Here is a 17,219-nt window from a genome sequence, read left to right as displayed (position 1 = left end):
CGGCGGTCATGCTGTTCATTGCAACGTCCAATCCGGGCTCAGGCCGGCAGCTTGAAGTCGGCGACCGAGCGGCGAAGGTCGGCGGCGAGCTGCGCCAGGTTTCCAATCGACTGTGCGGTCTGGTTGGCGCCCTGCGTGGTCTGCGAGGTGATCTGCTGAATCGTGTTCATCGTCTGGGTGATGTTGGCCGCCGCGCCGGACTGCTGCTGCGCCGCCGACGAGATGCCCTGAATCAAGCCGGACAGATCCGACGACACCTTTTCGATCTCGCCCAGCGCGGTACCCGCGTCCTCGGCCAGTCGCGCACCGGCGACCACTTCGGAGGTCGTCTGCTCCATCGAGCTGACCGCCTCGTTGGTATCGGCCTGAATGGTCTGGACCAGCGACTCGATTCGCTTGGTCGCGTTGGAGGAGCGTTCCGCGAGGCGCTGCACTTCGTCGGCCACCACCGCGAACCCGCGGCCGGCCTCACCGGCGGAGGCCGCCTGGATGGCTGCGTTCAGCGCCAAGATGTTGGTCTGCTCGGAGATGTCGTTGATCAGTTCAACGATGGAACCGATTTCCTGCGAGGATTCACCGAGGCGCTTGATGCGCTTGGAGGTTTCCTGGATCTGGTCACGGATGTTGTCCATGCCCTGGATCGTCTGGCGCACCACACCGGCACCGGCGGTCGCGATCTGCACCGAGCGTTGCGCCACGTCCGCGGACTCGGCGGAGTTCTTCGACACCTGGTCGATACTCGCCGCGATTTCGCTGATGCGGCTGGAGGCGGAGGTGATTTCCTGCGACTGGTGCTCGGCGGCCTCGGCCAGGTGCATGGCGGTGGCCTGCGTCTCCTGCGCGCTGGACGCGACCTGCACCGACGTGTCGGTAATCGTCTGCACCAGGCTGCGCAGCTGCTCGACGGCGAAGTTGATGGAGTCCGCGATCGCGCCGGTCATGTCCTCGGTCACGGTCGCCTTCACGGTCAGGTCGCCTTCCGCGAGCGAGCCCATTTCGTCCAGCAGGCGCATGATCGCCTCCTGGTTGCGGTCGTTGAGTTCCTTGGTGGTCTCGTAGCGCTTCTTCTGCTGGCTGTTGAGCGAGAGCACCAGGAACACGATCGCGAGCAGTGCCAGCGCACCGGACACGATCGAGATCCACAGGTTGCCGAGCAGGCTGGTGTCCTTCAGCGAGCCAAACGCAGTGAACGCATCGAACAGCGAGCGGCTGTCGGACAGCAGCTTGTCGGAACCGCTGGTGATCGCCTCGGCCGCGGCCTGCGCGCGGAACAGGTTCTGCGAGCTGGCGACGATGGCGTCGAGGTCCTTCTTCATCTCCGCCCACAGGGTCTCGGTCTGGGCCAGTGCGGCCAGCGCCCCCGCGTTGGTCAGCTTGTTGACGCCACCGGCCTCGTCGCCATTGCGCAGGCCGGCGAGCACGTTGTTGAAGATCGCGGCATCGCGGACCAAGCCGTCACCCGCGGCCTCGGCGCTGGCGCCGCCGGCGCGGATCTCGGTCACCCGGCGCGCCATGGTTCCCGACAACACCACCTGGCGCAGCGCGTAATAGACCTGCGACGACGGCGAGCCGCTGCCCGACATCGCACGGACCAGCTCGTCCAGCCGTGCCTGCAACTGCGGCACCTGCGCGGTGAAGTTGTTGGCGCTGTCAGCCAGGCCCAGCACCGCCTTCTGGCTCGCCAGCACCTGCTCGGCGCTCTTGTCCAGCGGCGCCCAGGTCGCGGTCACCGTGTTGATCGGCCCGGTCACGCCCGGGGTGGCGCCGAAGTCGGCGTTGAGGTCGCTGATGTTGCCGTCGATCTGCGACTGGGTGGTCCTGAACTCGGCAAACGCGCCGGCGTTGCCGCCGACCGCCTCCTGGCCCTGCACCGCGAGCTGCTGCGACTGCACCTGCAGGCTCGAGGCCGCGGCACTGGCGCCACCCAGGCGGGCGGCCTTCCAGGTCGCGTAACCGGTGTTGAGGCCGAATACCAGCACCGCCAGGCCCAGCACGATCAGCCAGGTGTTGACGCCGACATTGCGCGCCTTGCCGGCGACGGAATTCATCTCAGTGCTCATTTTCGACCTCAGGTACGTTGCTGGCGCGGGGTGTACCGCTGTGGTGTTCAGGCCGCGGCATGTCGGAAGCGGCTTGTCTAAACTCGGGCGTGCGGGCCAGCCGGTCCAGGCTGAAGATGCCCCACGTGGTGTCGTCCAGGCGGTAGGCCTGGGCGATGAAATTGGCGTAGCGGCCGTCTGCCAGGTGCGCCGCGACCTCGTCGCCGGCCGCCACCAGGTGCTGCTCGTTGAAGCTGCGCTGGCCGTAGAGCTCGTCGATCAGCACCGCCACGTCGCCGCCGGGCTGGCGCACCAGCAGGATCCGCTGGCTCTCGTGCAGCACGGTGCGCTCGCCTTCGAGGAACTGCTTGAGGTCGACGATCGGCAGCAGGTTGCCGCGGACGTTGGCCAGGCCGAGCATCCACGACTGCGCGCCGGGGACCGGGGTCACCTGCGGCAGCGGCAGGATTTCCAGCACCTCGCCGAAATCCGATGCCAGCCGCCGGCTGCCGATGCGGTAGCCGACGCCGCGCCACAGACCGGGCGCGTCGAGCTGCTCGGGCAGGCCGGCGACGTGTTCGAGGCTGCGGCGCTCGTAGTCGACCAGTACGTCGAACGGGGTCACGTCGATCGCCGGGGCGTTCATTGCGGGCGACTCGCTCACGACCCCAGCAGCGCGTTGATCCGGGCGATCAACTCGTCCTCGCGCGGCGGCTTGACGATGTAGTCCCTGGCGCCCTGGCGCAGGCCCCAGGCCTTGTCGGTTTCCATGCCCTTGGTGCTGACGATCAGCACCGGGATGGCCTTGGTCTCGTCGTCCCGGGACAGGGCGCGCGTGGCCTGGAAGCCGTTCATGCCGGGCAGGATGACGTCCATCAGGACCAGGTCGGGCTGCTCGCGGCGGCACAGGTCGATGCCGTCCTCGGCGCTTCCCGAGGCCAGTACGTCGTGGCCGTTGCGCTCCAGCAATTGGGTGAGTACCGCCGTATCGGTCGGCGAATCCTCGATCAGAAGAATACGTGCCATTTGGTGCCTTACCCCCCGGTCAGGCGTTGACGTGCGTGCGGATGGCGTCGAGGAGTTCCTCGCGCGTGAATGGTTTGGTGAGGTACTGCTCGGAGCCGACGATGCGACCGCGGGCCTTGTCGAACAGGCCGTCCTTGGACGACAGCATGATCACCGGCGTGCCCTTGAAGACCTGGTTGTTCTTGATCAGCGCGCAGGTCTGGTAGCCATCCAGCCGCGGCATCATGATGTCCACGAAGATGATCTGCGGCTGCTGGTCGGCGATCTTCGCCAATGCCTCGAAGCCATCGGTGGCCGTGACCACCGCGCAACCCTCTCGTTTGAGCAACGTTTCAGCGGTGCGGCGGATGGTCTTGGAGTCGTCGATCACCATGACTCGCAAACCATCGAGGCTGCCGTTGCGACCCTCGTCCTGCATTTTCCAATGTCCCCTGTTGCGAAGCGCGCCGACGCGGAACCCCCGGGCGCGTCGCGTAGAGTGCCTTTATTCCAAGCCCGGCGCGCGCTGTCAAGCTCGCAATTTTTGTCACGACGAACATGAATGCGAGTCCGGGGCCGGGTTGGCATGGACGTGCCTGCTACCATCGCCCGACTCCCACACCGCGTGCCGCCATGCCACTCGACGTCGTTGTCGTGATGGATCCGATCGGATCGATCAGGATCGCCAAGGATTCAACATTCGCGATGTTGTTGGAGGCCCGGCGGCGCGGCCATCGCCTGTGGTACGTGATGCCCGGCGGGCTGGCGCTGCACGACGGCCGGGCGGTCGCGAAGGTCGCCGCGCTGGAGGTCCGGGAGGATCCGGCGCACTGGTTCGATCTGGGACAACCGTCGCACATTCAACTCGGGACCGGCCACGTCGTGCTGATGCGCAAGGACCCACCGGTCGACGACGAGTTCATCCACGACACCCAGATCCTCGGCGTCGCCCAAGGCGCGGGCGCGCTGGTGGTCAACGACCCGCAGGGCCTGCGCGACTACAACGAAAAGCTGGCGGCGCTGCTGTTCCCGCAGTGCTGCCCGCCGACCGTCGTGACCCGCGACGCCGCGACCCTCAAGGCGTTCGTTGCCGAGCACCGCGAGGCCGTGCTGAAGCCGCTCGACGGCATGGGCGGGCGCTCGATCTTCCGGGTCGGGCATGGCGACCCCAATGCCAACGTGATCCTGGAAACCCTCACCCAAGGGGGTCGCAGCCTGGCGATGGCGCAGCGCTACCTGCCGGAGATCAAGGATGGCGACAAGCGCATCCTGCTGGTCGACGGGGTGCCGGTCGACTACTGCCTGGCGCGGATTCCGCAGGGCGACGAGTTCCGCGGCAACCTCGCCGTCGGCGGTCGCGGCGAAGGCCGTCCGCTCACCGAGCGCGACCGCTGGATCGCCGCCCAGGTCGCGCCGGAAATGAAGCGCCGCGGCATGCTGTTCGTCGGCCTCGACGTGATCGGCGACTACCTGACCGAGGTCAACGTCACCAGCCCGACCTGCATCCGCGAGCTCGACGCCCAGTTCGGCCTCAACATCTGCGCCGGCCTGTTCGACGCGATCGAAGCACGCGCCAACGCGGCATGAGCGCGGTCGCGGTGCAACCGGCGATCAACGAGGGCCAGCGCCTCGGCGCGACCCTGGTGCTGTCGTTGCTGCTGCACGGCGTGGTGTTGCTTGGCGTCGGCTTCGCACTGGAAAGCGCGGCGCCGGTGATGCCGACGCTGGACGTGATCCTGACCCGGACCAGCACCGTGCTGACCCCGGAGCAGGCGGATTTCCTCGCCCAGGCCAACAACCAGGGCGGCGGCGAGCACGACAAGAGCAACCGTCCGACCGAGCGCCAGTCCGGCCCGTTGCCGCAGGCGGCCAGCGGCGTGGCCCCGCGCGAGTTGCGCGCCCAGTCGCCGGCACCGCAGCCGCGGCCGGTGGAGCGCGTGGCCAGCAGCACCCGTGGCGAAACGCCCGTCGCGACCGCGCTTGCGACGCCCGAGCCGGACGAGCGACCGCTGCCGCCCGGCGACCGCAAGATCGCCCACGACATGGAAATGGCGCGGCTTGCAGCCGAGATCCACCTGCGCTCGGAACGCTACGCCAAGCGACCCAAGCGCAAGTTCGTCTCCGCCAGCACCACCGAGTACGCCTGGGCCGGCTACCTGCGTGGCTGGGTCGACCGGGTCGAGCGCGTCGGCAACCTCAATTACCCGGATGAAGCGCGCCGGCGCCGGCTGGCCGGACAGGTGGTGATCAGCGTCGCCGTGCGCCGCGATGGCAGCGTCGAGGATTCGGAGATCGTGGTCTCCAGCGGCATCCCGTTGCTGGACGCCTCGGCGCTGCGCATCGCGCGGCTGGCCGAGCCCTACCCGCCGCTGCCGAAGACCGACGAAGACCCTGATGTCCTGCATGTCACACGGACCTGGGCGTTCCTGGCCGGTGGCGAACTGGTCGACCGCTGAGGCCGGCAGCGCAGTCGCACTGTCAGCCGACCTCCCGTCGTGACCGCATCGATGTAGAGGACAATGCCATGGCTCGCCCCGGAATCGTCGCTGTGATGCTCGTGGCCGGTCTCGGCACGATTGCCGCCTGCACCGGCCAGGCATCCGGCCACGACCTGCGGATCCTGCTGCTCGAAGCCGATGACTGCGGGGCCTGCGAGCTGTACCGGAGCTTCGGCGACGGTTATCCGACCGAACTGCGCAACCATCCCGCGGTCGACGCCTCGATCCCGGTTTCGGTGGTCCACAAGTCAGCGATTCCCGCCGCGATCGCCGCGCAGTTCCAGCCACACGAATACTGGTCGCAATCGTTGTCGGTGGTGGTGCTCGACGGCGACGAGGTGCTGCATGTCGGCAACATCGCCGAGGCTTCCGACATCGCCAATGCGCGTTTTCCCGACGCGATCATGGCTCCGGCCAACGCCGCCGAGCGCGAACGCGCCGCGCAGTCGAGCCACTTCTACGGCGAGCATTTCAAGGCGACCTGGAAGCTCGGTTATTTCGTCGACGTCGCCCTCGGCCGGCGCCAGCCCCATCCGTCGATCCGCGAGGCGATGCTCGGCGCGGACGGCGGCATCGCCGGCGTGTCCGACAACAACCTGGTCCTGTGGGGCAGCACCGCCACCCCGTCGGGCAACCCGTTGTACATTTCCGAGCGGATCGCGGACACCCGCGAGGCGTTGGCCCCGATCGCCGGCCCGTCGTTGAACGTCATCACCCTGTACGGCAACGGCGACAATCCCCGCCCTGACACCAGCGTCCTGGTCGATGGCGAGGAGCGCTTCATCCAGTCGCCGATCGACACCCCGCATTCGCCCGACCTGCAGACGCTGGGCCGGTTGTTCGAAAGCCTCCGCGGCACCGGCCACAACCTGCTTGTCCAGATCGGCCACAGCGGTCCGACCGGCGCGCCGTTGTGGGGGCACCTGGCGACGGTCGATGCGCCGCTTCTCGAGAGCCTGGTCGACAAGACCGGCTCGGAACTGGTAATGGTCAGCGGCGCCTGCAACAGCGGCCAGTTCGCAGCGGCGCCGAGTTGCGGCTTTTTTGCTGCGCACCCCGAGGTCGTCGCCACCGGTTGCCAGAAGAGCCCGGAGGCACTGCGCGGCAGCGACGACTACCTGGGCGAGTTCTTTGGCGGCGTGCGCAGCAGCGAAGCCGATCTCGACCGCGACGGCGCGGTCAGTTTCGCCGAGGCGCACTGGTTCGCCAGCGTGCGGCTGGAGCACCACCAGATCCCATACGACAGCCTGGATGCACTCGTCGACGCGTACTGGCAGGCGAATGCCGATGCGTTGCCGGACGCGATCGGGTTCGCACGCTTGGGCAACCTCGCCCAACGGGTCGGCTCGGCGGAAGAGCAATGGGCCGTGGCGCAGTTCGTCGACCGCGTCCCGGGCGACACGCCGATCACCACCAGCGATGCGCTCCGGATCAATCGCGAGGCGCTGGAGAAGGTTGCCGCGATGACCGAAGCCTCGTCAGTGGAACGCAATGCGACGATGGCGCTGGATTACCCCCTGGTGCTGTCGTCGCTGGCACGGCGGCTGCTATGGCGCGACAGGGTCGAGGTCGGTCCCGCGGCGGCGAAGATCCGGCACTGTGCAAGCCAGGGGATTGGCGACTTCCTGCGCGGTGGCGAGCCGCAGGCCCTGCCTCCCCACGACTAGCGCGAGTCGCGCAACGCCTGCTGCTCGCGGATGGTAAGGGCAACGTTGTTGCGCAGGTAGGCTGGCTCGACGCGTTCCGGCGCGACGGCCTCGCCGCGCTCGAAGGCCACGGCGGCGAGTCGCGCGACATCGGCCGCGTGCGGTAGCGCGGTGGCGTCGATCGACTGCAATCGACCCGCAAAGCGATCACGCAGGGCGCCGTCGCAGGCGCCGAAACCGGTGCCGACGCCGTGCCAGCCGTCTCCACCATCGGGGACTTGCACCGTATCCGGTGCGCCGACGGTTTCACTGTCGAGCGCGATCGCATCGCCGCCGCGCAATTCGAACGCGGCGCTGTAGACCTCGTCCATGCGGGCGTCGATCGCGGCGAGGACGCGGGGGGCTGGCATGCCCTCACCCCGGCCCTCTCCGGCAAGCGGGAGGGGGAGCGAAGCGGCCAACGCCGCCAGCGTCGAGACCGGCACGATCGGCCGGTCCAGCGCCAGCGCGATGCCCTGCCCGATCGCGATCGCCAGCCGCACGCCGGTGAATGCGCCCGGTCCGCGACCGAGCGCGATCGCGTCGAGTTGCGACTTCGCCATGTCGGCCTCGGCCAGCAGGGCGTCGGCCCACGGCAGCGCCAGTTCGGCGTGCCGGCGCGGGGCGATCTCGAAGCGCTCGCGCACCTCGCCATCGATCCACAGCGCCACCGAGCAGGCCTCGGTCGCCAGTTCGAACGCCAGCAGTTTCACGGGTGGGTCTCCAATGCGCCGGCTTCACCATCGGCGTGGGCCAGCGATTCTGGCGCAAAGAACGCCTGCACGTCCTCGACCCGCCGCGTTTTCGGCAGCGGCGGCAGCGACTCCATGAACACCCGGCCGTAGCTCTTGCCGGTCAGGCGCGGGTCGCACAGCACCAGCACGCCGCGGTCGGTTTCGCTGCGGATCAGCCGGCCGGCGCCCTGCTTGAGCGCGATCACCGCCTGCGGCAACTGCTCGTCGCGGAACGGATTGCCGCCGCCGCGGCGGATCGCCTCCAGCCGGGCCTCGAACACCGGGTCGTCGGGCGCAGCGAACGGCAGCTTGTCGATGACGACCACGCTGAGCGCATCGCCGGCGACGTCGACGCCTTCGCGGAAACTGGCGGCGCCGAGCAGCACGCCGTTGCCGGAGGCGCGGAAGCGTTCCAGCAGCAGCGAGCGCGGTGCCTCGCCCTGCACGAACAGTGGCCACGGGCCATCGCGCAACAACTGGGCGGCCTCGCGCAGCGCGCGGTGCGAGGCGAACAGCACGAACGCGCGCCCGGCCGAGGCTTCGAGCACCGGCTTGATCGCGTCGACGATCGATTCGGTGTAGTGGCGCGCCGACGGTTCGGGCAGGCCGGAAGGCAGGTAGCACAGGGCCTGGGCCGGCCAGTCGAATGGGCTGGGTGCCAGCAGCGTGGTCGGCTCCCGCAGGCCGAGCTTGATCGCGTAGTGCTCGAAGCGGCCGCCGATCGCCAGCGTCGCCGAGGTAAACACCCATGCAGCCTGCGAGCGCGCGCGGTGCTGCGCCAGCGGGCCGGCGACGTCCAGCGGGGTACGGCTGAGGCGGAAGCCGCGTGCGGTGAGTTCGTACCAGAGCACGCTGGGGGCGTCGTCGTCGGCGCGCAGCGGGCCGCGGTCGTCGGGTGGCTCGTCGTCGCCGGTGGCCTCGTCGGCCATCTCGTCGCGCTCGCCGTCATCGTCGAATCCTTCGTCGCGCCAGCGCCGCAGGCGGTTCTCGAATTCCTTCGCCCGCGCCGTGCAACTGTCGAAACCGGGCGCGGCCTCGCGCAGTGGCAGCAACGCGGCATGCAGGTCGCGCAATGATTGCAGCAGGACGTCGATCGCAACTTCGACGTTGGCGTCCTCGGCCGCGCGGCGGCGGGTGCCGCGCACCGGCAGTTCGTCCATCGCCGCACGGAGGTTACGAACCGATTGCTCCAGCGCGCGTGTCGGCTCCTGCAGCACCGCCAGCGCGCCGGTGGCCTGCTTGCATTCGGCCAGTGCATCGCGCGCCAATTCGACCAGCGGCCGCGCGCTCAGCGCCTCGCCGAAGAACTGCGCGGCCAGCTCCGGCAACTGGTGGGCCTCGTCGACCACGAATGCCTGCGCCCCCGGCAGGATCTCGCCAAAGCCTTCCTGCTTGAGCGCCAGGTCGGCCAGCAGCAGGTGGTGGTTGACCACCACCAGGTCGGCCGCCTGCGCACGCTGCCGCGCCTGCACGACGAAGCAGTCGGCGAAGAACGGGCACTCGCTGCCGAGGCAGTTGTCGGTGGTCGATGTGACCATCGGCAGCAGCGGCGAGTCGTCGGGCAGGGTCTCCAGTTCGGCCAGGTCGCCCATCCGGGTGCGTCCGGCCCAGGCGACGATGCGCTGGAACTGGCCGGCCATCTCGCGGCTGTGGAAGCGGCCTTCGCCCTTGGCCTGCCCCAGCCGGTAATGGCATAGGTAATTGGCGCGGCCCTTCAGCAACGCGGTCTTGAGGCCGATCCCGAGCGCGTCGCGCACCCGCGGCAGGTCGCGGTGGTAGAGCTGGTCCTGCAGCGCGCGGGTGCCGGTGGAAACGATCGTCTTGAGCCCCGACAGGATCGCCGGCACGAGGTAGGCGAAGGTCTTGCCGGTGCCGGTGCCGGCCTCGGCCAGCAGCATGCCGCGGCTGTCGAACGCATCGGCCACGGCGCCGGCGAGGTCCTGCTGGGCACTGCGCGGCGCGAACGCGGCGATGTTGCGCGCCAGGTCGCCGCCTTCGCTCAATGCCGCGCGGCTGGCGCTGCCGAGCCGGCTTCCGCCCTCGCCCATCTCAGTACCGCGGTGGTGCGGCGACGGTGCAGGCGTCGCGCTGGCGGCGGGCGTCGGCGTCGGCCGGACTGGGTGTGGCAACGCCGGTGGCCGCCTGGGTCCGCGCGGCCAGCACCTGGACGATGGTTTCCCAGTGGCGGCGGCATTGCGGGCCGACTTCGGTCCCGATAGCGATCGCCTCGCGGGCGAGCCGCTCGGCACCTTCGAGGTCGTGCAGCAGCAACGCCGCCTCGGCGCGTTCCTGCAGCAGGGTCGGGTCGCCGGGACTGATCGCCAGCGCCTGGTCGAGCGCGCTCGCGGCGTCTTCGTGCCGGCCCTGGGCCTGCAACCGTGTCGCCTGCTCACGCAGGTCCTCGACTTCATTGCTGCCCAGCGGTTTGACCACCAGCTCGGCATCGCCGGAAGTGCCCGCGGCGCGGATCGCGGCGACCGCAGCCACTGCGTCGAAGCGTGGCGGCGGCTCGGCAGACGGAGCGCTCGCGCAACCCGCAAGCACGCCCGCCAACACCGTGGTGGCAAGCAGGGCGCGCATCATGGCGCGTCCATTGGCTGCGGCTGCGGGGTGGGCGCCGGTTCGGCCTCGCGTTCGTCGTCATCACGACCGAAACCGAACCACTCGCGCCAGCCGCCTTGCTCCGACTGCACCGGCTCCGGTGGCTGGCAGGGCTGGTAAGGCGGCGCGAACCCGGCCACGAACGCGAACCTGCGCGCACCGGCGCAACCCGCGTCGCTGGTGTTCGAGCCCACCACCCACTGCCAGTCCAGGCCCTTGTCGCCGACTTCCAGCGGCGCGCTGGGCAGGCGCTTGAACAGGTTGGACCACACCCGCATGCCGCCGGTGGATCCGTACAGGCCGGTCGGCTTGTTGTCGTCGTTGCCGACCCAGACCACTGCGAGGTGGTCGCCGGTGTAGCCGGCGAACCAGCTGTCGCGGCTGTCGTTGCTGGTGCCGGTCTTGCCGGCCGGGTGCAGGTCGCCGAGGCCATCCGACACCAGTCGCCGCGCGGTACCGCTGGTGACCGTGCGCTGCAACGCGATGTTGATCAGGCGGGCGGCGATCGCATCGCCTTCCTGCGCGGGGGCCGGGACGGTGTCGTAGCGGTTGAGCGCCCGGCCATCGGCATCGAGTACGCCCCGCACCGCATGCAGCGGCTGGATCTCGCCACCCGACGCGAGGAACTGGTACAGCTGCGCGATCGCGTACGGGCTCTGGTCGACCGAACCGAGGATCAGCGACGGGTTCGGTTCGGCCTCGATGCCTGCCAGGGTACGGATCAGGTCGGCGATCCGCCGCGGGTCGACCTGCATGCCGATCCGCACCGTCGCCTGGTTGTAGGAACTGGCCAGCGCATCGATCAGGCGCACGCTGCCGTGGCTGCGGCCATCGGAGTTGCCCGGGGTCCAGCGCTTGCCGTTGCCCAGCGCGACCGTGACCGGCGAGTCGTCGACCCAGGTCGCCAGCGAGAACCGGTCGGGCTGTGCCAGCGCGAGCAGGTAGACGAACGGCTTGAGCAGCGATCCGACCGGGCGCCGCGCCTCGATCGCGCGGTTGAAGCCGGGCCGCGCCGGCGTGCCGCTGCCGACCACCGCCAGCACCTCGCCGTCATGCACGTCGGTCAGCACCAGGCCGGCCTGCAGGTCGGGACGGTTCTTGCTGTCCAGGTCCTCCAGCGCCTTGACCACCGCGCCTTCGGCGTAGGCCTGAGCGGACGGCGACATGCCAGTCATCACGCTCAACCCGGCGCCGGCCAGCGCGTCCCTGGGGTAGTCGCTGGCGAGCTGGCGGCGGACCAGGTCGACGTAGGCCGGGAACCGGTTGGCCGACAGGCCGGGCTGCTCGGTCACGCCCAGCGGCGCCTTCAGCGCGCGCTGGTACTCGGCATCCTCGATGAGGCCGGTTTCGTGCATCTCGCCGAGCACGAAATTGCGGCGCGCGGTGGCGCGTTCGGGATGGTCGCGCGGGTCGTAGTAGGACGGCCCGCGGACGATGCCGATCAGCAACGCGATCTGCTCGGTGCTGATATCCGACAGGTCGCGGCCAAACCAGAAATCCGAGGCGGCGGCGACGCCATGGATCGCCTGCGCGCCGCGCTGGCCGAGGTAGACCTGGTTGAAATAGGCCTCGAGGATGGTCTTCTTGTCGTAGCGCGCCTCGATCAGCAGCGCGTAGATCGCCTCGTTGAACTTGCGGGTGAAGGTCTGCTCGCCGCCGATCCCGAGCAGGCCGCTGCGCGCCAGCTGCTGGGTCAGCGTGCTGGCGCCCTGCCGCGCCTCGCCGGCCTTCAGGTTGACCCATGCCGCGCGCAGGATCCCGCTGAGGTCGATGCCGTGGTGATGGGCGAAGTCCCTGTCCTCGACCGCCTGCAGGCCGGTGACCAGCAACTCGGGCACCTCCTCCAACTGCACGAGGCGGCGCTCCTCCTGCTTCTGGCCGTACAGGGTGGCGATGCGCGCCGGGTCGAGCCGGGCCGCCTTGAGCTTGTCGTCGCTGGCCGCGTCCGCCAGTCGCGCAACCTTGCCGCGCGACAGCGTCAGCTCGATCCGCCGCGGCGCGACCGCACCATCGACATCGTTGAAGCCGCGGCTGGAAATCAGCCACTGCCCGCCGTCGCGCTGGTAGCTGCCCGGACGCACGCCATCGCCCGCGTGGTAGCCGGCCGCGTCGAGTTCGGTCTTGAGCGTGGTCGCATCCAGCGCCAGGCCCGGCGCCAGCTCCAGCGGCCGCCCATAGACCCGCGTCGGCAGTTGCCAGCGCAACTGGTCGAAGCGCTGCCCGACCTCGTGGTTGAGGTACAGCGAATACGGAATCAGGAAGCCCAGGCCAAGTCCGATCGCCGCCAGCACCCAGGTGACCAGCCGGCGCCGCCACTGCGGCGTGTCGCCGTCGTCGGGGGTGAGGTCGTCGTCTTCGTAATCGATTCGGGCCACAGGTGCGACAATCGCCGTAAGTGCTTGGAATTTCCGAGTCTAGCGCACCCCAAAGCCGTCATTGCCTCATACCGGTGCGTCGCTGGTTACCATGTCCCGTTTGTTCATCAACCATCACCGATAACCGTGCCCATTTCCCTGCAGTTCCATTTTCGGCGCCACCTGCACCTGTTGCGCCGGGCATGGGAAAGCCTGCGGACCAAGGGTTGGCGCGCCACTTTGCAGCGCGTCCGCCCGACCGGCGCCGGAATGCCCGGGCAGGAAGCTCCGGAGACGCAGGGAATATCCATGCAACCGGCGCCCGCCTGGGGCCGTGATCCGTGGGTGCTGGTGGTGGATGGCGCGGTGCCGGCGCCGGACCGGGACTCGGGTTCGGTGCGCCTCCACAACCTGATGCGGGCACTGGTTTCGGCGGGCTACCGGGTTGCCTTCGTTCCCGACGAGGGCGGCACCGGTTCGGCCAATGCCGACCAGTTGCGCGCCAGCGGCATCCATGTGCCGCGACTGCGTGGCAGTCGCGACACCGCAGCCTGGGTTCGCCGGCATCGTCGGTCGCTGTCGTCGGCGATCCTGTGCAGGCATCACACGGCAGGGCACTGGCTTGCCTTCGTCCGCGCGCTCGCCCCGCAGGCCACCATCGTGTTCGACACGGTCGACCTGCACTTCCTGCGCGAAGGCCGCGAGGCCGAACTGCACGATGACCGGCGACTGCGGCGGCGGGCGGAATCGACGCGCCGCCGCGAACTCGGACTGGTCGACCAGGCAGACACCACCTGGGTGGTCAGCTCCATCGAGCGCGACCTGCTGCTCGAGATCCGGCCCGCTGCCGACATACGGATCGTGTCCAACATCATCGAAGAGGACACGCCAGGCCTGCCGTTCGAGCAGCGCCGCGACCTGCTGTTTGTCGGTGGCCTGCGGCACCCTCCCAACCACGATGCCGTCGAGTGGCTGGCGCGGGATATCTATCCCCTCATCAGGGAGGCGCTGCCGGGGGTGCAGCTGCACCTGGTCGGCTCGCCGGGCACCACCCCGACGACGGCGGCTTCCACCGACCCGGACATCCGGGTCCACGGCCACGTTCCGGATATCGCGCCCTACCTGGACGGGTGCCGGCTCGCACTGGCGCCGCTGCGTTTCGGTGCCGGGGTCAAGGGCAAGGTGAATCTCAGCCTGGCCCACGGCCAACCGGTGGTCGCGACCGATTGCGCGGTCGAGGGCATGCACCTCCGGCACGGAACCGAGGTGCTGGTGGCAAGCGATGCCGCGGCTTTCGCAGCGGAAGTCGTGCGGCTCTATGGCGACTCCGGACTGTGGCAGCGACTGTCGGCAAACGGGCGCGCGAACGTGCGTCGTCATTTCTCTCCCGCCGTGGCGCTGGAGGTTGCCAGCGCCACGCTCGGACCACCCCGTGATGCCTGAACCACCCATGCCCACCCGCAAACACCCGAGTCCGATGCGGATCCTGTTGATCGCCTACGAATTTCCACCCAGCCCGTCTCCGCAGTCGCTGCGCTGGGCCTACCTGGGCCGCGAGTTGCATCGACTCGGGCACGAGGTCCACGTGTTGACCATCGATCTCGGCGGTTCCTCGCCCGGCCTGCCCGACCTGCCCGCGGGGATCACCGTGCATCGGACCTATCCGGGCCACGTACGTGGGCTGATCGCCTGGCGCCGGCGCCACTTCCGGAAGGACCGGGCGTCCCGGGCCACCACCGCCGCAAGCGATGCACCTCCGGTCACGCCTTCGCGTGGCGGCTGGAAACACCGGGTCTCCGCGGTGCTCCAGCGCGTGGGCGAGCACATCTGGTTCCCGGATCTTCGCGGTGAATGGCACGCATACGCGCAAGCCCGGCTGGACGAACTGCTGGGCGAACACCATCCCGATGTGGTGATCAGCTCGCACGAGCCGGCCACGACCCTGCAGCTCGGACTGCGGGCGAAACAGGCGGGATTCCGCTGGGTGGCGGACCTGGCCGATCCAGTGCTGGCGCCCTACACCCTGCCGCGCTGGCGACCGACCGCGCGGCAACTGGAAGCCGATGTCTGCGACAACGCCGATGCCATCCTGGTGACCACGCCCGCGGCGCGCGAACTGTTGATGGACCGGCACGCGGGCATGGCACCCGTCACGGTCCTGACCCAGGGCTTCGACGACTCGGCGCCACCCGCGTCCCGGGTGGCCTCCCGCGAGCCCGGCACGCTGGAACTGCTCTACACCGGCAGCTTCTACAGTTTCCGCACCGCCAACACGCTGTTGCAGGCAGTACTCGATACGCCCGGCGTCCGCCTGAACATCGCGACGATCCAGGCACCGGACGACGTCGTCGCAGCCAGCCGCCAGCACCCGGACCGCATCCGCCTGCTGGGTTTCCTGCCGCACCTGGACGCCCTGGCCTGGCAGCGCCGGGCCGACGTGCTGGTCAACCTTGCCAATCGCGACCCGGCCCAGGTGCCCGGCAAGTGTTACGAATACATGGGTGCCGGACGCCCCATCCTGCACCTTGGCGTCGACCCCGGGGACGCGGTGGCCGCGCAGGTCCGCGGGCGTCACCGGGGTTGGGTCTGCGCACCGGATACGGCCACCGTCACCGGCCAGTTGCGGCAACTCGCGCAACTGCATGCCAACGGCCGCCTGGCGGAAGGCCTGCAACTGGATCGCACCGGCGTTGTCGAATTCGGCTGGAGCCAGCTGGCCCGTCGCCTGGACGAACTGCTCGGCACTATCGGGCAACCCCGGGACTAGCCTCCGCCGGCAAGCGCCAATCGGGCCGCGAGGTCGTCCAGACCCGGGGCATCCGCGTCCAGCGCCCGCGCGCTGGACAATGCGGCACCCGCCGCGGCCAGTTCGTACGCGCCCAATCGCTCGTTGGCGTAGGCGATCCACCGCGCGGCGAGCCGACGCCGGGCGTCGTCGACCGGCACACCCTCCGCGCCCAGCACGATCCAGGCGTCGAGACAGGCTCCGGCTTTCGACAAAGCATTGGCCCGGAGATTGCGCTGGAAGCAGTCCTGCGCCGACGGCGCGAGCCTCCCCGCCGCCGTCTGGACTTCCGCATCCCCCGGGGCGATCGCCCGGGCGGCGCGCAGTTTGTCGTAGGCGCTTTCGCCGGGAGGGTCGAGCAGGTCGCCGCGGGCTTCGGCCGCGGACGCTTCGGCCAGCAGCAGGGCCAGTTGCTGCTTGCGCCGGACGGTCGGTTCGCCGGTGCCGAGCCGCGCGTGCGATTGCCGGGCCTGGGCCAGGTAGGCCTTGGCAGCGACGACGTCCGGCGCATCCGGCGCGATTGCCTGCGCCTCCAGCAACGCGGCCTGGGCCTGCACGAACCGGAAGTCGGCGGCGTGGCGTTCGCTGGCGGCGGCGTGGGCACCCGCCACCGCGACCAGCCCGCGCGCGGCTTCGATGTTGTCCGGGTCGACCTGCTGCACCGCGCGGTACCCCGCCACTGCCAGGGACAGGCGGCCATGATCCAGCTCACCATCCGCCCGTCCCAGCTGCCGGGTGGTCGCGCGAGCCAGTGCCGCCCGGGCGTCCGGCAGGTCGAAATGCCCCGGGTCGACCGCCTGCACGCGTGCGACCAACGTTCCAGCACCAACGAGGTCATCGCCGGCGAGTGCATCGCGGGCGCGCTGCAGCAGGTCCGCCAGCGTGTCCTCGCGACCTTCCAGCGCATCGATGTGATTGGGCTGCACGGCCAGCACACGCTGGTACAGCGGCAGCGCGCTCTCGGCCGCCCCGTCCAGCCGGCCCGCCGCGCGCGCGGCATGGGCGGTCGCCAGCAGCAGATCGAGGCCGGCCGCATCGGCGGCGCGCTCGCGCAGCCTGGCTTCCAGTGCCTCGGTCCGGTTGCGCGGCACCGCAAGGTCGCGCGCCAGTTGCAGGGAGGCGTGGGCATCGTCGAAACGCCCCTGCGCGAACGCGGTCTCGGCCTGCACCAGCGCCGCACGGCCCACCCGGGCCAGGCCGTCGCGGGCATCCGGGCGGTCGGGATCGAGCGCCAGCGCGGCGGCATAGAGTTCGCGTGCGCCGCGCCCGTCGGCGCGGGTCAGCTCGCCGGCCAGCAGCGCGTTCGCGGCATCCGCACGCAATTGCTGGACGCGGGTGTCGGGCCAAAGCCATGCGGACACCGGTTCGCGTGCCAGCAGGAGCAGGGCCACGCCACCCACCGCGAGGCCCGATGCGGCCCAGCGCCGCCACGTGGGCACGGACGGTGCCTGCGTCTCCCGACCCACCGCGTCGTATCCGTCCACTGCGCCGCTTCTACGCATCGTCAAAGCATAGTCC

General features: G+C 69.7%; 13 protein-coding genes and 1 pseudogene. 5 read left to right on the top strand and 9 right to left on the bottom strand.

The window, feature by feature from the left end:
* Nucleotides 1–38: 38 nt before the first annotated feature.
* From ACT9AS_RS13615 to pilG, 4 genes and pseudogenes are all read right to left on the bottom strand, one after another.
* Nucleotides 39–2,060, bottom strand: a complete 2,022-nt coding sequence (locus ACT9AS_RS13615) for a methyl-accepting chemotaxis protein (protein ID WP_445100697.1) — start codon at nucleotides 2,058–2,060, stop codon at nucleotides 39–41.
* A 64-nt stretch (nucleotides 2,061–2,124) separates the two neighbouring features.
* A pseudogene (locus ACT9AS_RS13610) lies at nucleotides 2,125–2,685 on the bottom strand (chemotaxis protein CheW); the annotation flags it as partial.
* Between the two features lie 14 nt (nucleotides 2,686–2,699).
* Entirely contained in the window at nucleotides 2,700–3,065 is a 366-nt protein-coding gene (locus ACT9AS_RS13605) for a response regulator (RefSeq protein WP_445100696.1), read from the bottom strand.
* 19 nt (nucleotides 3,066–3,084) lie between these two features.
* Nucleotides 3,085–3,483 (bottom strand): twitching motility response regulator PilG, encoded by a 399-nt coding sequence (gene pilG / locus ACT9AS_RS13600; RefSeq protein WP_445100695.1) that lies wholly within the window; start codon nucleotides 3,481–3,483, stop codon nucleotides 3,085–3,087.
* Between the two features lie 194 nt (nucleotides 3,484–3,677).
* Here pilG and gshB point away from each other — a divergent pair, with 194 nt between their 5' ends.
* The 3 genes from gshB (at nucleotide 3,678) to ACT9AS_RS13585 (ending at nucleotide 7,209) form a co-directional block, all read left to right on the top strand.
* Entirely contained in the window at nucleotides 3,678–4,631 is a 954-nt protein-coding gene (gene gshB, locus ACT9AS_RS13595; RefSeq protein ID WP_445100694.1) for a glutathione synthase, read from the top strand.
* Nucleotides 4,628–5,500 (top strand): TonB family protein, encoded by an 873-nt coding sequence (locus ACT9AS_RS13590; RefSeq protein ID WP_445100693.1) that lies wholly within the window; start codon nucleotides 4,628–4,630, stop codon nucleotides 5,498–5,500. Before gshB ends, ACT9AS_RS13590 begins: the two co-directional genes overlap by 4 nt.
* A gap of 68 nt (nucleotides 5,501–5,568) precedes the next feature.
* Nucleotides 5,569–7,209 carry a hypothetical protein gene (locus ACT9AS_RS13585; protein ID WP_445100692.1) on the top strand — a complete coding sequence of 547 codons (1,641 nt, stop codon included), beginning with the start codon at nucleotides 5,569–5,571 and terminating at the stop codon, nucleotides 7,207–7,209.
* Here the strand turns inward: ACT9AS_RS13585 and tsaB are convergent.
* The 4 genes from tsaB to mrcB are packed head-to-tail and all read right to left on the bottom strand — an operon-like array spanning nucleotide 7,206 to nucleotide 12,937.
* On the bottom strand, nucleotides 7,206–7,940 hold the full coding sequence (tsaB, locus tag ACT9AS_RS13580) for a tRNA (adenosine(37)-N6)-threonylcarbamoyltransferase complex dimerization subunit type 1 TsaB (protein WP_445100691.1): 735 nt from the start codon (nucleotides 7,938–7,940) through the stop codon (nucleotides 7,206–7,208). The genes ACT9AS_RS13585 and tsaB overlap by 4 nt on opposite strands.
* Nucleotides 7,937–10,009 (bottom strand): helicase C-terminal domain-containing protein, encoded by a 2,073-nt coding sequence (locus tag ACT9AS_RS13575; protein ID WP_445100690.1) that lies wholly within the window; start codon nucleotides 10,007–10,009, stop codon nucleotides 7,937–7,939. The genes tsaB and ACT9AS_RS13575 overlap by 4 nt, the downstream gene beginning before the upstream one ends.
* 1 nt (nucleotide 10,010) lies before the next feature.
* Entirely contained in the window at nucleotides 10,011–10,544 is a 534-nt protein-coding gene (locus ACT9AS_RS13570; protein ID WP_445100689.1) for a tetratricopeptide repeat protein, read from the bottom strand.
* Complete coding sequence (gene mrcB, locus ACT9AS_RS13565; RefSeq protein WP_445100688.1) at nucleotides 10,541–12,937, bottom strand: penicillin-binding protein 1B; 2,397 nt, start codon at nucleotides 12,935–12,937, stop codon at nucleotides 10,541–10,543. The genes ACT9AS_RS13570 and mrcB overlap by 4 nt, the downstream gene beginning before the upstream one ends.
* Before the next feature lie 288 nt (nucleotides 12,938–13,225).
* On the opposite strand from mrcB, the gene ACT9AS_RS13560 reads away from it, so the two are divergent.
* Both ACT9AS_RS13560 and ACT9AS_RS13555 read left to right on the top strand, forming a co-directional pair.
* A complete protein-coding gene (locus ACT9AS_RS13560) occupies nucleotides 13,226–14,359 on the top strand; it encodes a glycosyltransferase (RefSeq protein WP_445100687.1) in 1,134 nt (377 codons plus the stop codon).
* Nucleotides 14,360–14,366: 7 nt separating this feature from the next.
* The gene (locus ACT9AS_RS13555; RefSeq protein WP_445100686.1) at nucleotides 14,367–15,683 is read left to right on the top strand and encodes a glycosyltransferase; all 1,317 of its coding nucleotides are present in this window, start codon (nucleotides 14,367–14,369) and stop codon (nucleotides 15,681–15,683) included.
* On the opposite strand, the gene ACT9AS_RS13550 is transcribed toward ACT9AS_RS13555, so the two are convergent.
* Nucleotides 15,680–17,092, bottom strand: a complete 1,413-nt coding sequence (locus tag ACT9AS_RS13550) for a hypothetical protein (protein WP_445100685.1) — start codon at nucleotides 17,090–17,092, stop codon at nucleotides 15,680–15,682. The genes ACT9AS_RS13555 and ACT9AS_RS13550 overlap by 4 nt on opposite strands.
* Between the last annotated feature and the right edge of the window lie 127 nt (nucleotides 17,093–17,219).

It is taken from the genome of Lysobacter sp. F60174L2 (assembly GCF_052547135.1).
The sequence above is the reverse complement of the archived record's forward strand: the minus strand, read 5'-3'. Positions and strand labels throughout refer to the sequence as shown.

What these genes read in the sequence shown, in the direction of transcription:
- ACT9AS_RS13615 (WP_445100697.1), bottom strand. Translation starts at nt 2,060, where the DNA reads ATGAGCACTGAGATGAATTCCGTCGCCGGCAAGGCGCGCAATGTCGGC.
- ACT9AS_RS13605 (WP_445100696.1), bottom strand. Translation starts at nt 3,065, where the DNA reads ATGGCACGTATTCTTCTGATCGAGGATTCGCCGACCGATACGGCGGTA.
- pilG (WP_445100695.1), bottom strand. Translation starts at nt 3,483, where the DNA reads ATGCAGGACGAGGGTCGCAACGGCAGCCTCGATGGTTTGCGAGTCATG.
- gshB (WP_445100694.1), top strand. Translation starts at nt 3,678, where the DNA reads ATGCCACTCGACGTCGTTGTCGTGATGGATCCGATCGGATCGATCAGG.
- ACT9AS_RS13590 (WP_445100693.1), top strand. Translation starts at nt 4,628, where the DNA reads ATGAGCGCGGTCGCGGTGCAACCGGCGATCAACGAGGGCCAGCGCCTC.
- ACT9AS_RS13585 (WP_445100692.1), top strand. Translation starts at nt 5,569, where the DNA reads ATGGCTCGCCCCGGAATCGTCGCTGTGATGCTCGTGGCCGGTCTCGGC.
- ACT9AS_RS13575 (WP_445100690.1), bottom strand. Translation starts at nt 10,009, where the DNA reads ATGGGCGAGGGCGGAAGCCGGCTCGGCAGCGCCAGCCGCGCGGCATTG.
- ACT9AS_RS13570 (WP_445100689.1), bottom strand. Translation starts at nt 10,544, where the DNA reads ATGATGCGCGCCCTGCTTGCCACCACGGTGTTGGCGGGCGTGCTTGCG.
- ACT9AS_RS13560 (WP_445100687.1), top strand. Translation starts at nt 13,226, where the DNA reads ATGCAACCGGCGCCCGCCTGGGGCCGTGATCCGTGGGTGCTGGTGGTG.
- ACT9AS_RS13555 (WP_445100686.1), top strand. Translation starts at nt 14,367, where the DNA reads ATGCCCACCCGCAAACACCCGAGTCCGATGCGGATCCTGTTGATCGCC.